This is a genomic window from Pedobacter frigidisoli (genome assembly GCF_004331675.1).
Classification (GTDB): domain Bacteria; phylum Bacteroidota; class Bacteroidia; order Sphingobacteriales; family Sphingobacteriaceae; genus Pedobacter; species Pedobacter frigidisoli.
The window spans coordinates 1-22149 of record NZ_SJSN01000023.1; the positions used below are offsets into that span (position 1 = coordinate 1).

Annotated in this window: 17 protein-coding genes; 11 read left to right on the forward strand and 6 right to left on the reverse strand. The window is 35.5% G+C overall.

All coding sequences use genetic code 11. The features are described from left to right. Positions 1 to 327: 327 nt before the first annotated feature. The 3 genes from EZ449_RS20545 to EZ449_RS20555 all read right to left on the reverse strand — a co-directional run bounded on the left by EZ449_RS20545 (position 328) and on the right by EZ449_RS20555 (position 3569). The gene (locus EZ449_RS20545; protein ID WP_131562469.1) at positions 328 to 2307 is read right to left on the reverse strand and encodes a M1 family metallopeptidase; all 1980 of its coding nucleotides are present in this window, start codon (positions 2305 to 2307) and stop codon (positions 328 to 330) included. A gap of 105 nt (positions 2308 to 2412) precedes the next feature. Further along, entirely contained in the window at positions 2413 to 3153 is a 741-nt protein-coding gene (locus tag EZ449_RS20550; protein WP_165499824.1) for a carboxypeptidase-like regulatory domain-containing protein, read from the reverse strand. A 68-nt stretch (positions 3154 to 3221) separates the two neighbouring features. Next, positions 3222 to 3569: a Spx/MgsR family RNA polymerase-binding regulatory protein gene (locus EZ449_RS20555; protein ID WP_131562473.1), complete on the reverse strand. Its 348-nt coding sequence runs from the start codon at positions 3567 to 3569 to the stop codon at positions 3222 to 3224. Between the two features lie 221 nt (positions 3570 to 3790). Between EZ449_RS20555 and EZ449_RS20560 the strand changes: the two genes are divergently transcribed. Both EZ449_RS20560 and EZ449_RS20565 read left to right on the forward strand, forming a co-directional pair. Beyond that, complete coding sequence (locus tag EZ449_RS20560) at positions 3791 to 5329, forward strand: sensor histidine kinase (RefSeq protein ID WP_131562475.1); 1539 nt, start codon at positions 3791 to 3793, stop codon at positions 5327 to 5329. A gap of 33 nt (positions 5330 to 5362) precedes the next feature. Next, entirely contained in the window at positions 5363 to 6037 is a 675-nt protein-coding gene (locus EZ449_RS20565) for a LytR/AlgR family response regulator transcription factor (protein WP_131562477.1), read from the forward strand. A gap of 1 nt (position 6038) precedes the next feature. On the opposite strand, the gene EZ449_RS20570 is transcribed toward EZ449_RS20565, so the two are convergent. Further along, on the reverse strand, positions 6039 to 12479 hold the full coding sequence (locus tag EZ449_RS20570; RefSeq protein WP_131562479.1) for an alpha-2-macroglobulin family protein: 6441 nt from the start codon (positions 12477 to 12479) through the stop codon (positions 6039 to 6041). A gap of 168 nt (positions 12480 to 12647) precedes the next feature. Between EZ449_RS20570 and ribH the strand changes: the two genes are divergently transcribed. Beyond that, positions 12648 to 13139 (forward strand): 6,7-dimethyl-8-ribityllumazine synthase, encoded by a 492-nt coding sequence (gene ribH / locus EZ449_RS20575; protein ID WP_131562481.1) that lies wholly within the window; start codon positions 12648 to 12650, stop codon positions 13137 to 13139. A gap of 328 nt (positions 13140 to 13467) precedes the next feature. Beyond that, positions 13468 to 13800, forward strand: coding sequence for a bacillithiol system redox-active protein YtxJ (ytxJ, locus tag EZ449_RS20580; protein WP_131562483.1), 333 nt, complete (start codon positions 13468 to 13470; stop codon positions 13798 to 13800). Between the two features lie 71 nt (positions 13801 to 13871). Here ytxJ and EZ449_RS20585 read toward each other — a convergent pair whose 3' ends face one another. Continuing rightward, positions 13872 to 15380 carry a malate:quinone oxidoreductase gene (locus EZ449_RS20585; RefSeq protein WP_131562485.1) on the reverse strand — a complete coding sequence of 503 codons (1509 nt, stop codon included), beginning with the start codon at positions 15378 to 15380 and terminating at the stop codon, positions 13872 to 13874. 375 nt (positions 15381 to 15755) lie between these two features. Between EZ449_RS20585 and EZ449_RS20590 the strand changes: the two genes are divergently transcribed. Together EZ449_RS20590 and EZ449_RS22750 are read left to right on the forward strand one after the other, a co-directional pair. Further along, positions 15756 to 16877, forward strand: a complete 1122-nt coding sequence (locus EZ449_RS20590) for a short-chain dehydrogenase (protein WP_131562487.1) — start codon at positions 15756 to 15758, stop codon at positions 16875 to 16877. Positions 16878 to 16891: 14 nt separating this feature from the next. After that, a complete protein-coding gene (locus EZ449_RS22750; protein ID WP_165499825.1) occupies positions 16892 to 17068 on the forward strand; it encodes a hypothetical protein in 177 nt (58 codons plus the stop codon). Between the two features lie 45 nt (positions 17069 to 17113). Here EZ449_RS22750 and msrA read toward each other — a convergent pair whose 3' ends face one another. Next, complete coding sequence (msrA, locus tag EZ449_RS20595; RefSeq protein ID WP_131562489.1) at positions 17114 to 17713, reverse strand: peptide-methionine (S)-S-oxide reductase MsrA; 600 nt, start codon at positions 17711 to 17713, stop codon at positions 17114 to 17116. Between the two features lie 256 nt (positions 17714 to 17969). On the opposite strand from msrA, the gene EZ449_RS20600 reads away from it, so the two are divergent. From EZ449_RS20600 to EZ449_RS20620, 5 genes are all read left to right on the forward strand, one after another. After that, the gene (locus tag EZ449_RS20600; RefSeq protein ID WP_131562491.1) at positions 17970 to 18932 is read left to right on the forward strand and encodes an isopenicillin N synthase family dioxygenase; all 963 of its coding nucleotides are present in this window, start codon (positions 17970 to 17972) and stop codon (positions 18930 to 18932) included. Positions 18933 to 19091: 159 nt separating this feature from the next. Then, on the forward strand, positions 19092 to 19934 hold the full coding sequence (locus EZ449_RS20605; protein ID WP_131562492.1) for a DUF6929 family protein: 843 nt from the start codon (positions 19092 to 19094) through the stop codon (positions 19932 to 19934). Positions 19935 to 19989: 55 nt separating this feature from the next. Next, positions 19990 to 20583: a Crp/Fnr family transcriptional regulator gene (locus tag EZ449_RS20610; RefSeq protein ID WP_131562494.1), complete on the forward strand. Its 594-nt coding sequence runs from the start codon at positions 19990 to 19992 to the stop codon at positions 20581 to 20583. A gap of 67 nt (positions 20584 to 20650) precedes the next feature. Then, positions 20651 to 21370, forward strand: a complete 720-nt coding sequence (locus EZ449_RS20615) for a sterol desaturase family protein (RefSeq protein WP_131562496.1) — start codon at positions 20651 to 20653, stop codon at positions 21368 to 21370. A gap of 36 nt (positions 21371 to 21406) precedes the next feature. Beyond that, positions 21407 to 22063, forward strand: a complete 657-nt coding sequence (locus EZ449_RS20620) for a hypothetical protein (protein WP_131562497.1) — start codon at positions 21407 to 21409, stop codon at positions 22061 to 22063. Positions 22064 to 22149: the final 86 nt, after the last annotated feature.

Consider the following 22149-nt stretch of genomic DNA (forward strand, 5'->3'; position numbering starts at 1 on the left):
AGAACTCATTCAGATCTCCCGGGGTAGGACAATCTACTTCCTATGGATGTGGCCTCTGTATATACGTAATAGTCCCCGTGCAGTATTGGGCTTCTGTTTGTTGGGCAACATCACCCGGACTAAATCCGCCTCATATACAGTTTCTGTTCGTAGGCCCCCATATTTGCCGCGGACTTCCTTCAGATTCGCAGTCACCCACGACACCCTTGTCTCTGGCTAACACTTCCTACTGCTAAGCGTGTTCGGGACTCTAACCCTATAGTCGATTGACATGCCCGGCGCACCCAAAAAAAAAAGCCCTGAAATTCAGGGCGTTTAGTTTATTTTTTAGTTAGCCGAAGCTGTCCAAGTATTGTTATCTGGATTAGAATCAGGCAATACTTTATTAGGATCTAGAACTACTGATACAACTTCTTCTGTTGTTGGGTAACGTACAACCCAGTTTGTATATTTCATCCACACATCTACCGGAATTTTTATGGTATCTGTTTTACCACTTTTAGTTTTAATTTGAAGTATAATGGGCATTGGCATTTTCTCGAGGTTTAAAACATTAATTATATAACCCGAAAACTGATCATTTTTTAATGGTTTTACGCTTTCAATTCCTTGATCCATTTTCCAGCTATTTAAAAACCAACTTCTCCAAAACCAAGCTAGATCTTCTCCGCCAGCATTTTCCATCGATCGGAAAAAATCGAATGGTGTAGGGTGTTTGAAAGCCCAATTTTTAATGTATTGGCGGAAAGCATAATCGAAGCGGTCTTCGCCTAAAATTTGCTCTCTTAATATGTTTAATCCCCAACCTGGTTTAGCATATAAATTTACACCAATATTTCCCTCAGTCATACCATCGGGCATTTGCATAATATTTTCATATCTAGGATTGCCAATAACGTTTTTACCCATGTTATTCATGTCTTCTCCCTTTTCAGCATATTCTCCATTGTTAAAGCTTTTCGAAGAAATTCCGTTGATAAAGGTGTTAAAACCCTCATCCATCCAACCATACTTACGCTCGTTAGAACCTACAATCATTGGGAACCAAGTGTGCCCAAATTCATGATCGATTACACCCCATGCATCGCCTTTTTTAGCTGTCCAACCACAAAAAACAATACCTGGATATTCCATTCCACCAATATTTGTAGCCACATTAACAGCCATTGGATATGGATATTCGAACCACTTTGCAGAATAATGTTCGATTGTTGATTTTACATATTCAACACCACGACCATAGCCTTCTAAACTATTACTTTCTACAGGATGCGCCGAAACCGCCAGAGATTTTTTACCACTCGGCAAATTAATACGAGCAGCATCTAAAACAAAAGCCTTTGATGAAGCCCAAGCCGCATCACGAGCATTTAATATTTTAAATTTCCAAGTTAACTTATCTTTTGCAGGACGAGATTTTGGATCTGTAACCTCAGCTTCTGTGCGAATATGAACTGTTGCATCGCTGGTTTTTGCTGCATTCCATCTTTGTAATTGGGTTGCCGTAAAAACTTCTTGAGGATTTAATAATTCTCCAGAACCCATTACAATGTGGTTTGCTGGCGCAGTTATAGCGAAATTTATATCGCCATATTCGCAGTAAAACTCACCACCACCCCAATATGGTAAAGTATTCCAACCAATTACATCATCGTAAACACACATACGTGGGAACCATTGTGCAATGGCGAAAATTTCGCCATTCTTGGTGGTTAAGTGACCAGTTCTATCCGATCCCAGTTTGGGAACAATGTAAGAATAGTCCATTTTAATGGTAACAATATCTCCATTTGCAGCCAATGGTTGGTCTAAGCGGATTTGCATACGGGTATCTTCTACCAAAGAAGTAAATTTTACAGCCGCAGCTTTTTGCGAAACACTAACGTTCTTTATCGAATACCCTCCATCGAATTTTTCGCCCTGTGCGCCGTAACGGCTACGTGATGGCGTAATTTGCTTGCCCCTAGAATTTTCCTTGAAAGTATTTTGATCTAATTGTAACCATAAATAAGGTAATTTATCTGGACTATTATTTTTATAAGTAATGGTAACCGTTCCAGTAACCATGCTTTTGCTGTCATCAAGATTGGCAGTAATATTATAATCTACGCGATTTTGCCAATATTTTGGTCCAGGAGCACCAATGGCAGAGCGGAATTCATTTCCATTTTGTGTGTAGAACAGTGGGCCGAATGCCTCAGATGGATTATAATTAGATTTAGGCGGTGCCTGTGTGGTTTGTTGCGCACTTGAAGAAAAAATAATAGCGAAACAAGCTATACACAGGGTGAATAGTTTAATTTTCATATTTATAATAAGTTATCGGTGGTAAATATAAAAAAATACCACATATAGCGAATATATGTGGTTATAATTTTACGTTTAAAGTGAGTAAGGAATTAAAAGTGAGTATTAATTAGCTTTAAGTTTAGGTAAATCTTGCAATTTTCTTTGTTGTGGCGTTAGTTTTTGCCAAGCAACAAATGCACGAGAAATATAATAAGCGTAACGATATGGTCTTTCTGCTTTTACCTGCTCTACAGATGGACGATAAATAATCATAAAGTTTTTAAGATCCTCTCCCTGAAGTTTTGTTAAATCGACAACCGCATTTTGCGAAAAATTCTCGTCAATTTCTTCGAGGTACATTTCTCGCTCACTTAATTCTGCTTCCTTACGTTGTTGCCTTTTGTATTTGCCATAACCTAGATTGAGATTTAAACCCCCAACCTTATCGGTCATTCTTTTTCTATTCAGATTTCCGCCAGTATTTAATAGCGTATATTTTTCTGCAAGAGGATCTTTGGCATCAGTAATTTGGCTATTCATCCTAACAGCCTCTACGTTAACCTCGGCAAGGTTTGTAGATTTAACGGGCAGATAAATGGTTCTATTTAAAAGATTGGTTAAGTACAAAGTATCGGTATGGTATCCCACTGCCGAGAATTCGATTAAATCGCCAACGGCTGCAGTAATGGTATATTTACCTTCCTTATTGGTGTTTGTTGATTTTTTACTATTTAGGTTTCGAATATTTACGCCCGGTAAAGTGAGCGTTTTTTTAGAATAATCGAAAACAGTACCTGTGGTAACTGTTTGTGCTAGAGCGCCGAATGGCAAGGCAAGAACGAGAAAGATGATCAGCTTATACATATTCAAAAGTAAGTTAGTTCGACATTCAAAAGCTGCTTTTAACATACTTTAACATTATAACAAATGGATTAGCCAAGTGTTTCATTATATCTGGTTTCATCAAAGGAAATTAAAATAGCCTGACTATCTTTTTCAATAATCGGACGTTTAATGGCACTGGTATTTTCGATTAAATAGTTAATGGCTTTTTCTTGATTATCGATTTCGGCCTGTTCCTCTTTGTTGAGTTTTTTCCAAGTTAAGCCTTTTCGGTTTAATACAGTTTCCCAACCAAAAGTGTTACACCATTCATTTAATTTTTCTGGAGTGATGCCCTTTTTCTTAAAATCGTGAAACTCGAAATCTATTTTGTGCGCTTTAAGCCAATCGAGCGATTTTTTAACTGTATTGCAATTTGGAATTCCGTATACGACCATCTTAAATTATTGGATTTTGAATGATTAAATATTAAGCTCAAAGTTAACATTCTGATCGCTTTGCAGAAATATGTTTGTTAATGGATGCAGCATTTGGATTAATTTAAAGTCCTGAAATCATGAGAATCCTATTCATTCATCACATTTTTTCGATAATCCATCACATTTTAAAAATCGAATTGCGAAGTCTTTGTAGAATTGTACCATAAACCAAAAATAAAATGATCATACTTTCTGGCGACCCGGCTGAAACGAAAACAAAAAACATCAATCAATTGGAGTTTTGGATCTCTACTACGTTATACATTCTTGCGGTGATTGGCATTTGCACTTCAACAAGCTATGGCACAGCAAACGCTTATCGTTTTATCGAGAATCACATTTCTTACAGCCGATTAAGCAATTTCTTTCTACCAGAAATTTTTAAAATTAGCATTCTCTACATCAGCTTTTTGCTCATTAATTTTTGCTTTATGCCACAACTGGCTAAAAAGAATAACATCGTGTTGAATGTTGTACTTACTGTCATAGTTACCGGAGTTTCGGTTTTAATTTGGATGGTTGCCAACACTTATTCTCAAGCCGATCGCTTAATAGAAGATGATGATATTGGCCATGCTTACGATATTTTATTTGGCGAAGCTTTTACTTATATTTTCTTGCTTTACCTCCTTTTTAATATATATGCCTATTTCAGTGAAAAGGGAATGGAATTATTAGAAAAGCTTTCATTTTTGAAGAGCTTTAATTCCAATATCAAGCTAGAAATTTTCACCTCGATAAAAATCTGGTTAATTACTTTAATGGTATTTGCTGTTGTATTTTCTCCAACCCGTGATTACGAAATCGTGGTTATTTGCTTAATTGCTCCCCCGGTAAATATTATTTTTGTATTCCTCTCAATTTATTACACTATTCCAAATCTTCGAAAAATAGGTAAAGGTTTTGGCCGATATTTTTGGGGTAATGTGGCAATATCTGCAATGATTTGCCTGCTACTCCTATTGCTACTTGTTGGGTTTATGAGAAATGGACCTGCTGTTCCCATTGCGTTAATTTTGACTTCAATCAGCCTAATTTGCATTTCTACGCCATTAGCTTGGTACATTTATAAACATAAGTTTGAAAAGCAAACGGAAATACAAATGCTGAAAACTGAGTTGGGAAAATCTGATGCAAGCTTAAATTTTCTTAAATCGCAAATTAATCCTCACTTTTTATTTAATGCCTTAAACACTTTATTTGGCACAGCATTACAAGAGAAAGCAGAAAGAACTGGCGAGGGAATACAAAAACTCGGCGATATGATGCGGTTCATGCTGCATGAAAATACCCAAGATAAAATTTCGCTAACACGAGAGGTTGAGTACCTTAATAATTACATCGATCTACAAAAGTTAAGAACATCTCGCTCGGCAGATATCAGCATAGATTCGCACATTGAAGAACAACTTAACAACTTGCAAATTACGCCGATGTTGTTGATTCCTTTCATAGAAAATGCTTTTAAACATGGCATTAGTTTACAGCAACCATCCTATATCAAAATGACGCTGCAAACCAAAGAAAGCACCTTGTATTTCGATGTGAGCAATAGCATTTACATTAAGGCAGATAACGATCCGGAGAAACTAAAAAGTGGTATTGGTTTAGAAAATGTAAAACAACGTTTGGCCTTACTTTATCATGGAAAACACGAATTGATTATTCGCGAAAGTGCAAACGAATTCTTTGTTCATTTAACTTTGCAGTTGGGTTAGTCCTAATTACTATATTGCCGCAAAGAAAAAAATATGATTGCAATTGCTATAGATGATGAACCGATTGCGCTTGAGATAATTAAATCACATGCTTCAAAAGTTCCGTTTGTAGAATTGCAGGAAACCTTTACCGATGCCTTTGCGGCTATTAGTTATTTGCAACAGCATAAAATTGATTTACTCTTTTTGGATATTAAAATGCCAGACATTAGCGGCATTGATTTTTTAAAGAGTTTAAGCAATCCGCCGATGGTCATTTTTACTACGGCTTACACCGAACATGCGGTGCAAAGTTTTGAACTTGATGCTGTTGATTATTTGTTAAAACCTTTTTCGCTTTTTCGTTTTTTAAAGGCTTGCAACAAAGCTCAAGAGTTGTTTAATCTTCGAAATCAGAAGCTGGAGACCAAAACCGAATACATTTTCGTTAAAGATGGTTATGAACAAATTAAGGTGGAATTAAGCGAAATCATTTATGTTGAAGCTTCGGGAAATTACACTCAAATCCAACTTAAGGACAAGCTTTTAAGCTCTAGAATAACGATAAACGACTTGGCAGAACTATTGCCAAAATCAGAATTTATTCGCTGCCACCGAGCGTTTATCGTTCCAAAAAGCAAGATTACAAAATTCGATCGCAGTCAAATTTGGGTTGGCGAGAAAATCATACCAATTGGTGCCACTTACGGCGGCATCCAACTTACCTAAATTATGGCCTCACAGTAACCCGAACTCCTGCAGAATGCGTGGTAAACTCTGGCGCATACATGCTTTGTAACGTTGTTATTCCATTTGAAAAATTCCCTGAATGTGTAACTCTCAATGGGTATTCAAAAACATAAGTTCCTTTACGCAAATAGCTGATGAAGAAGTTTGTTGAGGCATCTTTTGTGCTTTCGTAGTAGCTTAAACCGTCTTGATATTTATATTGAGAAATCACATTCACAGGCTCAAAACCCGAAGAGCGCATATCTTTCAAGTGGATGTATTCCATATCCCGATCACAAAAAATTTCTATCCGAACCTTAATCAAATCTCCGGGAGATAAAACATTGGTTGCTGTTAAAGGCGTTAATAGATTTCCTTTTTCAGTTTGCTTTTGCAGAAATAGTTGTTTGTTAATTTTTACACCAGTTGCAGCAGATGTAATTTTATCCAATTGTTCGAAATATTGCCAATAGTAAGCACCCCATGACACCGTTTTATTGTTGTTTTTGATTTGTACCTTCGCCATTTCTGGTTTAATATCTTTACCGAGGATCACCACTTTTTCATAACCTGTTCCAGCTTCTTTTGGTGACTCGCTTATTCCCAATTGTGCAAACGTTTTTCCGCCAATTAGTATTTCTGGAGTTGCAGATTCATTTAACAAATCATAGCCTCGCATCAGCAATGCATACGAAGCCGCAGCGGTTGCCTTGGTGGTTTTCCAATCGTTGGTTTGCTTATTCTTTAGTAACCAAATCTTCATTTCCTCAACTGACTTCGTATCCTTTGCCACTTCATCAAATGCTTCGATCAACAAAGCTTGAGTTTCAATTGGATTTTGATACCACCACCAACCATTTTGGTTTTTCGGCCAATACATCCCCATTTCATCACTTTGTTGCGCAGTTTGCTTTAACAAATTAATGATTTTCATTGCCTCTGTATGGTTACCGTTTCGCTCTAAAATTAAAGCCGATTGTGCCAATTGGTAAGGCTGCATATATTTCCAATCGCTAATTATTCTTTTGATAAAATATTGTTGTGCCTTTACAAAATCTAGATTCGCATTTTTCTGGATGGAATAACTTCTGGCATACAAATAATGAGTGGGAAGATAAGTTGAAGTGATTTTATTTTTTAGCGCATCCTTATAATCTACTACCAATTTATCATCAAGGTAACTAATTGACTTGCTTAACATTTGGTTCAGTTTTGGAAAGGCTTTTTCATCAACCAATTTAAGGTGTTGCAATTGGCCTAGCCCCAAAGTAATGTGCTGGGTAATATATCTGTCTTCTTGCATTCCCGAGAACCAAGGAAAGGAACCATTGCTAAACTGCATATTTTCGAGTTTTTCGAAATTTGCTTTTAGTTCGTAAGTCATCCTGTTGAGATCGAAAAGTACAGCCAAACGTTTTTTGCGTTCGGTTTCATTTTCGGCATTTCTAACCCAAGGTGTTTCTTCCAATAAAATTGATTTTAAAGCTGGGTTTTTCTCCAAATTGGAAAGTAAGGCTACGCCATTATCAACGTGCTTCCAAGATTCGAAAACGGTTTTAACTTTTGGTGATGAATTGATAATTCCCGTAGCAAAACTGTTTGCGTAAAACCGGCTAAACGTTTGCTCTGCACATTCATAAGGGTATTCCATTAAATATGGCAATGCCTGTACCGCATACCAAACAGGATTTGAGGTAAATTCGAATGTTAAGGATTGATTTTTTAATGTTTTTGAATCGCCAGAGTTTAACAGCTTATCCATTGTAAAGGTTTTATTCATACCACCTCTAACATTGATTGGCATACTTTCGGTAACCAGCATGTTGTTCGGTAAAACAGGAATCGTCATTTCCTCACCATCAGAATAATCTCCCGATTGTGCAATTAATTTATAGGTAATTGCGCCAATTCCCGATGGGATAATTAACGACCATTTCAAGGATTGATTACCATTGTTGGCCAATTGAAATTTTTGTACGATTGCTACATCTTTTCCAAAAATTGAAATGATCTTTCCAGAAAGCGCATCTCTTAATTCTAAAATTGCATTTCCATCAATCGCCTTTCCAGATAAATTGTTCAGTTTAGCGCTGAATAAAATCGAATCGCCCTCACGAAAAAAGCGGGGTGCATTTGCAGAAATAGAAAGTTGCTTTTGAGTTACCAATTCTTTGGTTATGGTCGCCGTTTTAAGGTCTGTCGTATGCGCAAACCCCATCATTTTATACCGGGTTAATGATTGTGGAATGGTAAACTCGATATTAATTTCGCCGGCTTCATTGGTTTGTAATTGAGGATAGAAAAAAGCGGTTTCTGTAAAATTTGTTCTTGGAATAACCTTGGCTTTTTTAACGGGTTTGCCATTAACAATATAAGTATCGGTTTTAGGATCGTAGCCCTTTATACTCAGGAAATCATAAACCTGGTTATCATCTACAGCAATGGCATCCCTTAACGTTTCTGGTGATGGATCGCCCGAAGAATTATATTTTAAACCAGGTGTGGTTCTAATTTCTCTAAGAACTATTCTGTTAGCTTCTACCTCTTGCCTCAATGTTGGATCTTTGTCATCATACATTGTTGCAGATCCTGTTACATCGCTTTTCTTTTGGGTTCCGTAACCTACAACAGAAATTTCGCTCAGACCTTTACCATCTTCTTCTAACCTAAAGTTTATGCGTTTTGTCGATCCTATTTTTAAGGATGCCGAAGTATATCCTATGAAATTAGCACTTAATTCCTCTCCTATCTTGGCGTCAATGCTGTAAATCCCATATTGATCTGTAGAAGTTTTTTTATTTCCTGCTTTAATAGAAACACCAGGAAAGGCATATCCATCAGGATCAGTTACAACGCCGTAAATTTTACCAGTTGCCTTTAGCTCATCAAGCTTTTTACTTGCAGCTTCTGAAATAAATTTGCGCCTATCTGTTTCTAGGCCCCTCAAGAATTGGTTGTAACTATATTTTGGATCGTAACTATTATAGTTAAATCCGTAAAAATTGATTACCTCATAAGCTCTTCGGGTAATATCGAAATAGTTCGCGTAGTTTTTCAGAAACCAAAATTCATTTCCACTTAATAAATTATTTAAGTTAAAGCCCCAAAAGTATTTTTGGTAATCATATTTAGGAGTTACAATATTATCCCAGCTCATGGGCTTCAAATCATCCAATGAAGCATCGTATAAAGAAGCCACCATTTCTGCCATTTGTTTTTCACCTCTTTTGTTGGTGATACTGAGCTTCCAACTTTCTTTTTCTCCCGGCTGAAGTTTATCTCTAAATGTTAGAAATTTAATGTCAAGATTATCCTCAGTATTTATAATCGAAACCTCATTCATCGATTGAAAAATTCTACCGTTTTGCACCATGGTAAATTGAACAGCAAAGCCATCAACAAAACCTAATTGAGGCTTAATCTTAATAATTGTTTGCTTTGGCGACGCTTTTAGCCAAACTTTTTCTACAATCTTATCTTTGTAATATACCTCATAATAGGCTTTTGCATTTGGTACAATACTCGCTAACCTAAAAACAGCAAATTGTTCTGGTTTTATCGTTGTTTTCTCAGCAACAAGCCATTCATTACTCAAGTGAATCTTTTCTGCACTTTCTTTATAAACACGAACAATTTTCTCCACAACAGTAGAATCTTGCGCCTCATTTATTGCCTTAAACCTAACTTTGTAATATCCTGCTGGAATTGATTTGCTACTGACCGCTATTTTCCCAGTACCCATACCTACATTGGCATGCTGTGTAAAATCAACTTTTTTTGCTTTCCAGTTTTCTGGATTTGCATCTCCGTTATATTCCTCATTTGGAAAGTACTTTAGAAATTCCTCTTTGCTTAGGTTATATTTCTCTGTTTTATTGTAGAAAGAACTCGGGTAGATAGGGCGATCGGGATTAACTAAAAAATACCATTCTGAACTTAGTTTTCCTTTTATAGATTCGCGATTTAAATTGGTAATTTGGAAAGGAATACTATCAACCTTGGCAGTTAAAAAGAGTTTTGTAGGCATTGAGACATTTAAAAGCACATCACTTTTACCAGCATTAACAGTGAGCATTTTAGTTTTTGTTTCTCCATTAAGATCCGTGATTTCAACATTAACTTGATAAGAATATGCATTGATATTACCGCTATCAGCCAAAGCCATATAGTTGATTTCAAAACCCCCATCTGCTTTCGTTTCCGTTTTTCCAACAGCTATCTGTTTAAACGTATTAATGCCATAAACTCGACCGAACTCTGCCAAAATGATTCTAGTAATGGTATATTTTACTTTAGCGCCAGTTACGGCATAACCAGAAAAACTAATTGCCTTGCCCTGCAAACGAATGCTATCGTTTAGATTATACTTTTTATTCAACTTATCGAATACAATTTCAAAAGTTGGTCTTTTGTATTCCTCAACCTGTACTTGAATAGCTCCGTAAGTAGTTGAAATATTCATTCTACCATTTAGCTTACCCATTGGAATGATAAACGAACCTTGAAAAGTACCATATTCATTGGTAATTTTCGTACACTTTTCGATGTCTTTCCAGTTAGTATCCTTAAAGGTGATATCTATGCTTTGCTGCTTTAAAATTCTATTCTTGTAATCTTCGTATTCGAAGTAAATTCCTTTGTAAAAAACAGTTTGACCTGGGCGATAAATTGCTCTATCTGTAAATAAAACTACCTTTTCCTTTTTGGCTTGATACTGATACCATTTTTGATTGATATCCATTGCGATAGAATCGCTACCGTGGTTCACCACAATTTTATTTACTGAGGTGTTTAACACACTTTCTGCAAAACCATTTTCATCTGTCAACAGCGTCCCTTTATTATTTAAAACAGATTTGCCATTTTTATATTCGCTCATCTTTTCCTGAATTGAAGCATTTTCAATTGCTTCTCCAGTAGAACTATTTGCTACAAAATATTGATGGTTCATCACGCCGGATACCCTGTTTGTAACCGCCAAATTGGTTACCCTAAAACTAACAAAGTTATAGGCAGCATTCCGGTCATTACTGTCTAATGTACTTTGTGCGATGATGACATAGTTTCCAATCTCTAGGCCATTTAATTTATCTATAATGGAGTGTTCTTGATAGTCTTTATTTACAGGCAAAACTATAGTCCACTCTTTCTCCATCTTATTTCCAGCCAGAAACTTTGTATATGCAGATTTGGTATTTAGTGCATTCGGATCGAGCATATAACTCGGTTTAAAAAGCTTTAAATAAATGGTATCTACACTTTTATATCGAAAAAGCATTTGAGCCGCTTTACCAGGCTGAAGAAACTCTTTCATCGTCATGTTTAGCGATCTATTTTTAATATCGATAACAAGTTTCTCTGAATTCTTTCCGCCAATACTATTTGGATAAGCTTTAATTGCCCGATTAGCAATCCCAACCAATTCTTTTAAATTAGGCAGTTGCTTTGGATCTTGAGAAAACCTACTTTCATATTTTTTTGATGCGAGTTCGAACAATACATCAGCATAAATCTCTGATCTTTTTGAATATTCGGACACCTTTTGGAGCGCCTTGCTGTAAAGTTCTAACTTGTCCTCACGGGTACTTCTCAGAAATATATAATTGAGTCTTTTTAAATCTGCATCTGCAATAGCGCCAATATTTTGTGTTGAACTATGTGTTTTAATTAGGGTTTGAAAAATATCAAAAGCTTTGGCAGCAAATGATGTTGTATCGGTTTTTGGAATCTCAATTGCTAAAAATGATTGATAATCGCCAAACCATTTCTCATCATTAAAATTAATTACATCATCAGTTTTATTTATTTCCAGCTGCGTATTCATCAAAACCGCTATTGCCCGATAGGCTAAAATATCATAAAGCTTTGGTCGCAAATACCTGCTGTAATTATCTCCAATCATCATGTCGCTTAGGCTATCTATCCTGGTTCTCTGCAATAATTTAACATCAGCCAGTGAGGCGAGGTAATATTTTATGGTTTCGTCAATAAATTTGTTTCTCGACCAGATTTTAATGTCATCACCCAAATTCGATTGAACATTAGTTCTATTCATTAAATTGTAACTGTTCTGCTCATAATACTTCCAGTAGCTTTCTGCCAATATCGATTGAAGAATACTTTTAGCAGGCTGCTTGGCCGAGGAAACATCTTGCTTTAACGCTTTTATAATTTTCGAGAATGCATCTTCCTCCAAATAACTCTGAAACAACATGCTATACATTACAGATTTGATGAGCATTGGTGTATTTCCATCTGCTCTAGCATTAACACTTAATTTATTGAGGATAATTAAAGCTTCTTTCGGCTTCGCTGCGATGGCTAACGAATCAACATTTTTAAATCCCTTTTTATAAAATTCTGGATTATTTTGGGGGAATGCTTTAAAGGAAAATAGGCAAAAAATGGAGAATAAGAATAATGAATGTAGAGCGTTTTTCATATTTAGGGCCTTTAAAGTATTAGATGGAATAGCGAATTGATTTCCATAAACAATTTAAATTTATATCTGATTATTATTCTAAAGTAAACATTTACCAGCCAAAATAAACTTACAACATTTAAACATTAACCTCTTTTAACATTACATGCTTAGCACTATCTTTGCCCCATGTCAAGTCAATTAAAAAACCTATCCGATTTCTCTCACACAACAGTTCCAAATGGAGCAGACTATAAATTCGGAATTATTGTTGCCGAATGGAATGCTGAAATTACCGGTGCACTTTACAATGGTGCATTAAAAACCCTTTTGGAAAATGGCGTTAAGGAAGAAAATATTGTTTCATTGCCTGTTCCCGGAAGTTTTGAATTAACTGGAGGTGCTGAGATTTTATTGAGCAAAAGAAGCGACATCGATGCGGTAATTTGCTTGGGTTGCGTAATTCAAGGCGATACCAAACACTTTGATTTTATTTGCGATGCAGCTGCACAAGGTGTTACCAACGTTGGCATAAAATATAGCAAGCCGGTTATTTTCGGTGTATTAACAACCAATAATTTAGAGCAAGCACAAGATCGTGCTGGTGGCAAACATGGTAATAAAGGTGACGAGGCTGCAATTACAGCAATTAAAATGGCCGATTTTTCTGCTAAAATTTAGAATTGCGTTTTAATAAACTATTTGTACCTTAGAGTTTCAAAACTTGTCCCATTCAATGAAACCATCCTGTTTATCAAGATAGCTTCATTACCGTTAAAAAACAATTATATACAGATGAAAAAAGTAGCCATTTTGTTATTGGCGGTGTTTTGCACCATTACCATATTAGAATCTTGTTCTTCTAAGCTTTGCCCGGCTTACGGTTCATATCCTGAAGGTAAACGCAGAAGAAACTAATCTTCAAAATTTCCGAATTTTCATTTTCAGGTCATTTGCAGAACATTATTAAACTGCAGGTGTTTATCTGTAAAACAATATTTATAAAATCATGACTTGGGTTAACTTAACTTCAATAGATCAGCTTAACGAGGTAAAAGCCGCAAGCGGATACAGCCTTATTTTTAAGCACAGTACGCGTTGCTCCATCAGTATGATGGCTAAGAGAAATTTCGAATTTAGCTGGGATGTTATTCCAGAAAACACGAAACTTTACTTTTTAGATTTGATTAGCTATCGCGATGTTTCGAATGAAATCGCTAGCTTATTTCAAGTAGCACACCAATCGCCACAAATTCTGTTAATTAAAGATGGCGATTGTGTATTAGAGGCTTCTCATAGCGATATTTCTGCCGAAGAGGTTGCTGAAGTTATTGCAGCTTAAACCGAAAGTAAAATATTAATTACAAAAAAGGCCTTGCAATTGCAAAGCCTTTTCTATTTAATCTATGTTGGTTAGGCCTCGTCTATTTTCAAAATCTTGGAAGTTCTTTGTCTGGTCGATTTACATAATGCTTCGTCTTTGGCCAACTCTTTTCCGTAGGTAGGAATCATTTCCTTAATTTTCGCTTGCCATTCTTCGGTTGCCAAATCATCCTTAAAACAACGATCTAAAAGCTCTAACATAATCGAAACTGCTGTAGATGCACCTGGAGATGCACCCAATAATGCTGCAATAGAACCATCGCCAGCACTTACCACCTCTGTTCCAAATTCTAAAATTCCACCTTGTTTCTCGTCTTTTTTAATTACCTGAACGCGTTGCCCGGCATATTCCAATTCCCAATCCTTTAATTCGGCTGTTGGCAGATATTCCTTTAATGCTTCCAACCTATCCTCAGGAGATTGCCTTACCTGCTCGATTAAATATTTCGTTAAATCTAGATTATGTAACCCAGCCGAAAGCATCGGACGGATATTGTTAAACTTAATCGATTTTGGTAAATCTAAAAATGATCCATTTTTTAAGAATTTAGTCGAAAAACCCGCGTAAGGACCAAACAGTAAAGCTTGTTTGCCATTAATCATTCTGGTATCTAAATGCGGAACCGACATTGGTGGGGCACCAACTGCAGCTTTACCGTAAACCTTTGCATGGTGCTTTTTAATAATTTCCTCATTGGTACATTTCAGCCATTGGCCACTCACCGGGAACCCGCCAAAACCTTTTCCCTCAGGGATATCAGATTTTTCTAAAAGTGGCAAAGAACCACCTCCAGCACCGATAAAAACAAATTTAGCAACACGTTTGCGTTTATCGCCAGTTTCTAAATCCTTAACCTTTATGCTCCAGTTGCCATCCTTATTTTTCTTCAAATCACGAATTTCATGATTGAAGTTAAGGCTAACATTACTTTGCTCCTTAAGGTGATTAAACATATCGCGGGTTAACGAACCGAAATTAACATCGGTACCTAAATCCATTTTTGTAGCCGCAACTTTTTCACCTTTCTTACGACCATCCATAATCAATGGTGCCCAAGTATTTACGATTTCAGTATCCTCGGTATATTCCATGTCGCTAAAAAGATCACATTTCTGCAAGGCATCATATCGTTTTTTAAGATAATCTACATTCTTTTTACCCCATACAAAGCTCATGTGGGGAATTTTGCGAATGAAATTTTCAGGATCAGAAATTAATCCCTTTTCGATAAGATAAGACCAAAACTGTTTGGAAACCTCGAAATGTTCAGCAATTTGTACAGCTTTTACAATTTCTACAGTACCATCTTTTTTCTCAGGAGTATAGTTTAACTCACAAAAAGCAGAGTGACCAGTGCCGGCATTATTCCAAGCATCAGAACTTTCTGCGGCCGCAATATCCAAACGTTCGTAAATTTCTATGCTTAAATTCGGCTCTAATTGTTTTAATAAAACACCAAGGGTAGCACTCATTATGCCAGCCCCTATTAAAATTACATCAGCGTCAGTTTTACCAACTGTCTTTTTCTTTTTTGTCATCTTATGTTAAAGGAGTTACAAATTTAGAATCATTTTAAACATAGCACGAATTTTAAGTGATGAAAACTTAAAAAAAGTATTAAAAAATTTAAAAAATACTCATATCTAGTAAAGCATTAACAAAGTTTAGTCCAAATCCTTAAAACTTTAGCTCCTGCTTAAAAAAAGACATTAAATTAATATTAGAAACCGTGCTTATGTTGTAAAAAAATTTATCATGATGAATTTACTATGCGAAACTAAGGATCAAAAGACACATTCAATCATGCGAATAATAAACGTTTTCCGACAAAAACAAACTCAATCATTGCAGATACACATTCATCTTTAATTCTTTATTGAAAAAAGTTATTTTTAATGGCTAATTATTTTTTGATGAAAACTACCACCAAATTCGCTTTCGTTTTTTCAATAACGTTTTTTTCTTTTAGCTGTTCGAGTGAGAAAACCGATCAAGTTTTGTTAGAACTAGATAAAGCCAAACTGGAGGAAAACATCAACTACGATAAAATTGTATTTTACAAGTTTGCAAAAATTGCGGTTAGGATGGCCGCTGTTCAAGACACTACCATGCCCGAATATCAAAAATTCTCCAAACAGGTGGAAGGTGTAAATCGAACGATGAAAACCATCAACCCAAATAGCAAGGAAAGCATTTCGGTTATTGATGCGTTAATGATGTATAAAGAATATCGTTCAGTTAAGGGTTTTGTAAAAGAAACCGATGAAGATATTTTCCCGCCATTAACAGATGGTTTTATTGCCATGTACACCGGACAAAAAACATCCAACAACTTTTTCCAAAATACCGAAAAAGCTTATTATCAAAATGTTGAACATGCCGTTTTGAGTATGCTGGTTTTAACAACGAGAGATTTGGGACAGCCGTTTGCACTTTATGAATGTTCGAAAACGCAGCCTGAGCTACTCAAAGATTCTGAAATGAAAACCTTGCTCGAGTTTGTCCGTGGGTTCCTATTCTTCAGCAATAATCTATTCTATTTATCTGAGGATGGATTATCAAGAAACATCAAATGGTTAGATAAAAATGAAAGTATTCCTTTGCCTTACACAAAAGCATTTTTCGGTTGGAGCCGGCTAAGTGATGAACAAACGCATACTGCATTTCACAGCATGAATTATCTCTTTAGAGGTTTTGATAGAATGAGGATGGAACGCAAGGTTGATGAAGAAAGATCATTAGAAGATTTCGATCTATTTTTAAAAGACATGGATAAACTTGGTCTGCAAAATGAATTGGTTTGGGGAATTGATAGTTACTTAAACCTCAAGAGAGAAAACCCAGATAAAGCCATTCCAGCTTTGGAGAAGCTTAAAAAAAGCCCATTATTTTCTGAAAGTGAAAGAGAAGCAATTCAGCAAACAATAGATTATGTAAAGGATAGAAAATCTGATGCAGCTTTAAAAGGCGTTTATGATAAAGCTTTCATGGGCAAAATCGCTACAAAGTATATGTTTTCTATACTCTCGAAGTAGATTGGGAAAAATTGATGAAAGAAAAAGGCGTGCCGCATACAGAAGAAATCTTTGCGGGAGTTAAAAAGTTTAAAGCCCTTTCCAATTCGGTGAGCGATTACACACAACCATCAACTATTGAAAAAGGAAAGAAAGATATAACTGATAAAGGTGGAGAATTAATTGAAAAAGCTAAGGGACTTTGGAAGTAAAACGTGGCGTCTTGATACCTTAGAATCAAAACGCCACATAAATATTTAATTTTTGAGCTTAGCTTTGAATATTTTTTCTAGCTTTTGCATTTTTGGTAAAATAACCGCTCTACAATAAGGCTCGCTACCATTTTTTAAGTAGTAATCTTGATGATAGTTTTCTGCAACATAAAATGGTTTTGCAGCTTCAATTGCCGTAACTACTTTCTTCCCAAAAGCATTCGTTTTATTTAACTCTGCCTTATATTTCTCTGCCAAAGCTTTTTGTTCAGCATTGTGGTAAAAAACTACAGAACGGTATTGTGTTCCGCTATCTGCACCTTGGCGATTAAGGGTTGTAGGATCATGGCTTTTCCAAAAAACCTCCAATAATTCATCGTAAGTAATTACCATTGGGTTGTAGTTTATTTCCAAAACTTCTGCATGTCCGGTTGCGCCGGTACAAACTTCCTCGTAAGTAGGATTGGTTAATGTACCACCTTCGTAACCCGATTTTACAGATGTTACGCCTTTTAAACGTTGAAATATTGCTTCAGTACACCAAAAACAGCCCATTCCGAAAGTGGCCTTTTCTGTTTTTTTTCCTTGAGCATTAGCTTGATTTAAAGCTAAAACAGCTAATAAGATTAAAATTATTTTTTTCATTTGTTTGTGTGTATTTAAATTGAGAATCTACTATCACGTTTCTCTTTAACCTATCTATATTACGAAAAAGAAACCATGATAGTTTCTAGTAACTTAATAATGGATTTTGCATGACAATCGTAACATTATGTGGAATTAGTTGTTAGTGTTAATAACTTAAAATATTGATTTGTAAATTTTTAAACGCCAATTTTTAAGCTCAATCACACTTATTAACAATTCTTTTTTAAATTCGTATAACATTAAAAATAAAATTATGTCTACACCGTATATTCCTTGTTTAGATTTAGGCTCGTACATCAACGGGTCTGAAGAAGACCGCAAAAAATTTTCTGATGAACTGGGCAGAGCTTTCAACGATTCTGGCTTTGTAACGATAACCAACCATGGCTTAAGCCAGGAATTGATTGATAAGCTTTACGAAAACATTAAAGCAGCTTTCGGTTTACCAGTAGAAACGAAAAGAAAATACGAGAAACCAGAATTAGCTGGCCAACGCGGTTATACAAGTGCAGGAAAAGAAACTGCAAAGGGAGCAAAAACGCCAGACTTAAAAGAATTTTGGCAAATTGGTCAGGAGGTTACAGATGGCGATCCCGTTAAGGATCAATATCCAGACAACGAGGTTTTGGAAGAATTACCTGAGTTTAATCAGGTAACAGGAGCTATTTATAAAAAATTAGAGGAAAACGGAACGCAACTTTTAAGGGCAATTGCTACATATTTAGAATTGCCAATTGATTATTTCGACAAGCACGTTCACAATGGAAATTCGATTTTAAGAGGAATCCACTACTTCCCTATCGAAAATCCAGAGGTTATTCCTGATGATGCTGTTCGTGCTGGTGCGCATGAAGATATTAACCTGATTACACTTTTAATTGGCGCAAGTGCCGATGGTTTGGAAGTTTTAACCCGCAGCAATGAATGGTTGCCAATCAAAGCGCACCATACTGATATCGTTGTTAATGTAGGCGACATGCTGCAACGTTTAACTAATAACAAATTAAAATCTACAACGCACAGAGTGGTTAATCCACCTCGTGAATTAATGAAAACTTCGAGATTTTCGGTGCCGTTTTTCTTACATCCACGGAGTGATATGGATTTAACCAGTTTGCCATCTACTGTTGATGCTGAACATCCAAAAGCCTACAGCGACATGACTGCTGGCGAATATCTTGATGAAAGATTAAGAGAAATTGGGTTGAAAAAGTAGTTTGGAGTCCGAGGTCAGGAGTCGGGAAACCGAAGTTTAATGGCATAAAAAATCGTCAATTGCGAGACTCGATTTTTCATTCCCGAAGTTTCGGGATGGCAGTCTCATTTAATAGATCAGCATCGGTTAAGAACTGATGCTTTTTTTATATCTTGAAAAATGCATTCAACCCATTTAGAAATTTTCACCGAAATCAAAGGAATTGGTGCCGCCTCGGGCTTATTTCTACATCGTAACTTACTTTATATCATCGGCGATAACAGCGGAAATTTGAATGAATACAACATCAAGACCAAAGAACTCAAAAAGATTCAAATCCTATTCGATAAGAATTTAAATCAATTGGATAATATTGCAAAAGTTCAGAAACCAGATTTTGAGGCGCTTTGTTACCACGAAAACAAGCTATACATTTTAGGATCGGGATCTACAATAAAAAGAAATCTAATGATTGAGTTCGATCTTTTTGGTAAAAAAGTTGTGGAGCGTGATTTAAAAGAAGTTTATAGCAAACTCCAAGAAATTTCTAAAATCGATGACAAGAATTTTAATATTGAGGGTGCGATCTTTACTGGCGATGAATGGTTACTTTTTAACCGAGGAAATGGATTTGATTCGAAAAATGGGATTTTTATCATTCGTGGTCAAGATTTAGTAAATGGGGAACAAATTAGATTTTTGCCTATTAAATTACCCAACATCGATCATGTAGAATCATCCTTTACCGATGCCGTACTTCTAGGTAATGAAATCTTCTTTATTTCCACAGCTGAAGACACAAAATCCACTTATACCGATGGGGAGATTTTGGGAAGCTTTATTGGTAGTCTCAATAAAAAAACCATGGAGCTTAATTTTACGCACAGGATTTCTAGTCATCAGAAATTTGAGGGCATCTCCGTTTTGAATCAGGATAAAGGCAAAATTGAGTTTTTGCTTTGCGAAGATCGTGATACAGACGAGTTGAAGACAATTATTTATAAGCTGAGTTTGTCTAATTAAAAATATATTTGAAGAGCATTTCTATTGCAAGTTATATCCCGTTTAAAAATTATACATGTCAGAAACATCATTTTACGGAGATTATCACAACTTGTTTGGGCTTTTTAACGCCATCTTTCCATTAAAGGAGGAAATCAAAAAGGCTATTATTGTAAATAGTGAAATAGTTGAGGTTAAAAAGAAAACCAAACTTTTAAGTGTTGGAGAACGTAGTAACATCATCTACTTTATAGTAACTGGTGCGGCCAGAATTTATTACTTAGATAAGGCTGGTAAGGAAACCAATACTTGGTTCTTATTCGAAAATGAGCTGCTTATTTCTGTCTATAGCTTCTATACTGGCAAGCCTAGCTTTGAATATATTGAAACATTAGAAGATTGCAAGCTCATTGCGGTAAGGCGAGAAAAACTTGATGAAATGTACTTGAAATTCATGGAATTCAATTTTTCGGGGAGAAAGCTAACCGAATATTACCACATGCGAAATGAGTTGCAAGCTAATGAATTGCGCATGCTAAGCGCAAAAGAACGTTATGAAAACCTTTTAGAAAGAAATCCCCAACTTTTTCAACGCGTTTCTTTAGGGCACATTGCATCTTACTTAGGAATATCTCAAGAAACATTAAGTAGAATTAGAAAGCAAAAATAATTTTTTGACATTTGTCAAAAGTCAGCAACAAAGACATGCATAGATTTGGTAAATAAATCAAAATTCTATGCTAGTTATAATCTTTATCGTATTTGGTTTCTGCTTTGTTATCGAAAGAATCAAACCGGGATGGAAGCTCCCAAATGTTTCCACTTGGACCATTAGGGTTTTAGGCGTAAATTTTATTCAGCTCAGCATTGTTGTCTTGGCTGGTTATACTTGGGAAAAATGGCTGTCGTCAATATCCGTTTTTCAACTGTCTAATTTCGTTCCGAATTGGCTGGGAGGAATTATTGCTTACTTCATTGCGACTTTTATTTTTTATTGGTGGCATAGGTGGCGCCATACCGTAGATTTTTTATGGCTGGGTTTTCATCAAATACACCATAGTCCGCAACGATTGGAAGTGATTACATCGTTTTATAAACACCCCTTGGAAATGACCGTTAATTCGATAATTGGAAGTCTTTTAGTTTACACTTTATTGGGATTAAATCCTGAGGCAGGCGGAATTTATACGCTTTGCACAGCACTGGGGGAATTCTTCTACCACACCAATGTTAAAACCCCTCAATGGATCGGTTATATTTTTCAAAGACCTGAAATGCATCGTATTCATCATGAATATGAAAAACATAGTAATAATTATGGCGATATTGTTTGGTGGGATATGTTATTTGGAACTTACGAGAACCCAAAAGAGTTTACTACTTCTTGTGGCTTTGATAATGAAAAGGAACAAAGATTATTTGATATGATTAAGTTTAAGGATGTGCATAAAAGCTAAGTTTTTTTAATTAAAACCACAAACTAAAAATCAAACATGAAAAAAGCAACAATAATTCTAGCAATAACCTTAATGTTGTCCGAAATTTCATTCGCACAAAATATGAATAGAGATTTTGGACAAATACTACAAACTTATTATTTACACAAGGATAATGATGTTGTTGATAAAGCAGTTGATTTTATAAACAAAACTCCAATGGATTACAATAAACTAAGTCCTATTTTAACAGGTTTCTTTGGAGCGGCATTTATAAATGATAAGACAATAAAAAGTGATTTTGCAAAAAAATTAAATTTGGTAGAAAAACCTGAATTTAAACAATTATTAACCTTTCTCCTATCATCAAACATTGATACAATTTATTCCAAAACTAAAATATCTACATCGCTAAATGATATGAATTGGTCTTCTTTTTTTGCAACTGGTAGCACAAAATATCTGGACAATATTATAGCAAATGCACCTTATATTGAAAACCGAACCGATTTGAATTTATTTTTAGCGGGTGCAACAGCAAAATGGTCTTTAAGTAGTAATTCAAGACAACATGCCTTAGTAACTAAATACCTTAATTCACTAATAAATAAAAATATAATGCTTAAAGAAATTTTAGAGAAAGAGCCACAATATTTTCAAAATGCAACAATTGGAATTTTGAAAATTCAAAGAGAGAAAGGCATTTGGAATTAAATTTTTCGGGATACTAGGTTTAATTTGAGTTTCTTAAAAGTACCTAATTTATCTAAACCGTATTGCAGCGGCATCCCCCCGATTTA

Coding starts and splice junctions, on each gene's coding strand:
- EZ449_RS20545 (WP_131562469.1), bottom strand. CDS start 2,307: ATGAAAATTAAACTATTCACCCTGTGTATAGCTTGTTTCGCTATTATT.
- EZ449_RS20550 (WP_165499824.1), bottom strand. CDS start 3,153: ATGTATAAGCTGATCATCTTTCTCGTTCTTGCCTTGCCATTCGGCGCT.
- EZ449_RS20555 (WP_131562473.1), bottom strand. CDS start 3,569: ATGGTCGTATACGGAATTCCAAATTGCAATACAGTTAAAAAATCGCTC.
- EZ449_RS20560 (WP_131562475.1), top strand. CDS start 3,791: ATGATCATACTTTCTGGCGACCCGGCTGAAACGAAAACAAAAAACATC.
- EZ449_RS20565 (WP_131562477.1), top strand. CDS start 5,363: ATGATTGCAATTGCTATAGATGATGAACCGATTGCGCTTGAGATAATT.
- EZ449_RS20570 (WP_131562479.1), bottom strand. CDS start 12,479: ATGAAAAACGCTCTACATTCATTATTCTTATTCTCCATTTTTTGCCTA.
- ribH (WP_131562481.1), top strand. CDS start 12,648: ATGTCAAGTCAATTAAAAAACCTATCCGATTTCTCTCACACAACAGTT.
- ytxJ (WP_131562483.1), top strand. CDS start 13,468: ATGACTTGGGTTAACTTAACTTCAATAGATCAGCTTAACGAGGTAAAA.
- EZ449_RS20585 (WP_131562485.1), bottom strand. CDS start 15,380: ATGACAAAAAAGAAAAAGACAGTTGGTAAAACTGACGCTGATGTAATT.
- EZ449_RS20590 (WP_131562487.1), top strand. CDS start 15,756: ATGAAAACTACCACCAAATTCGCTTTCGTTTTTTCAATAACGTTTTTT.
- EZ449_RS22750 (WP_165499825.1), top strand. CDS start 16,892: ATGAAAGAAAAAGGCGTGCCGCATACAGAAGAAATCTTTGCGGGAGTT.
- msrA (WP_131562489.1), bottom strand. CDS start 17,713: ATGAAAAAAATAATTTTAATCTTATTAGCTGTTTTAGCTTTAAATCAA.
- EZ449_RS20600 (WP_131562491.1), top strand. CDS start 17,970: ATGTCTACACCGTATATTCCTTGTTTAGATTTAGGCTCGTACATCAAC.
- EZ449_RS20605 (WP_131562492.1), top strand. CDS start 19,092: ATGCATTCAACCCATTTAGAAATTTTCACCGAAATCAAAGGAATTGGT.
- EZ449_RS20610 (WP_131562494.1), top strand. CDS start 19,990: ATGTCAGAAACATCATTTTACGGAGATTATCACAACTTGTTTGGGCTT.
- EZ449_RS20615 (WP_131562496.1), top strand. CDS start 20,651: ATGCTAGTTATAATCTTTATCGTATTTGGTTTCTGCTTTGTTATCGAA.
- EZ449_RS20620 (WP_131562497.1), top strand. CDS start 21,407: ATGAAAAAAGCAACAATAATTCTAGCAATAACCTTAATGTTGTCCGAA.